Annotated in this window: 1 rRNA gene; it reads right to left on the reverse strand. The window is 52.0% G+C overall.

The window, feature by feature from the left end:
• Nucleotides 1-889: ribosomal RNA gene (locus tag CIK04_RS30655) — 23S ribosomal RNA — on the reverse strand; the annotation flags it as partial.

Genomic DNA, 889 nt, shown 5'->3' on the forward strand with positions numbered 1-889 from the left:
CTGCATCTTCACAGCGATTTCAATTTCACTGAGTCTCGGGTGGAGACAGCGTGGCCATCATTACGCCATTCGTGCAGGTCGGAACTTACCCGACAAGGAATTTCGCTACCTTAGGACCGTTATAGTTACGGCCGCCGTTTACCGGGGCTTCGATCAAGAGCTTCGCTTACGCTAACCCCATCAATTAACCTTCCGGACACCGGGCAGGCGTCACACCGTATACGTCATCTTACGATTTTGCACAGTGCTGTGTTTTTAATAAACAGTTGCAGCCACCTGGTATCTGCGACTCTCGTCAGCTCCATCCGCAAGGGACTTCACCATCAAGAGCGTACCTTCTCCCGAAGTTACGGTACCATTTTGCCTAGTTCCTTCACCCGAGTTCTCTCAAGCGCCTTGGTATTCTCTACCCGACCACCTGTGTCGGTTTGGGGTACGATTCCTTACAATCTGAAGCTTAGAGGCTTTTCCTGGAAGCATGGCATCAATGACTTCACTACCCGTAGTACGCTCGCATCGTCGTGTCTCAGCCTTAAGAGTRTCCGGATTTACCTAAACACTCAGCCTACGCACTTGAACCTGGACAACCGTCGCCAGGCCCACCTAGCCTTCTCCGTCCCCCCATCGCAATTGTAAGAAGTACGGGAATATTAACCCGTTTCCCATCGACTACGCTTTTCAGCCTCGCCTTAGGGGTCGACTTACCCTGCCCCGATTAACGTTGGACAGGAACCCTTGGTCTTCCGGCGGGGAGGTTTTTCACCCCCCTTGTCGTTACTCATGTCAGCATTCGCACTTCTGATACCTCCAGCATGCTTTACAACACACCTTCAACGGCTTACAGAACGCTCCCCTACCCAATGTTCATAGAACATTGCCGCAGCTTCGG

It is taken from the genome of Vibrio sp. 03_296 (assembly GCF_002265885.1).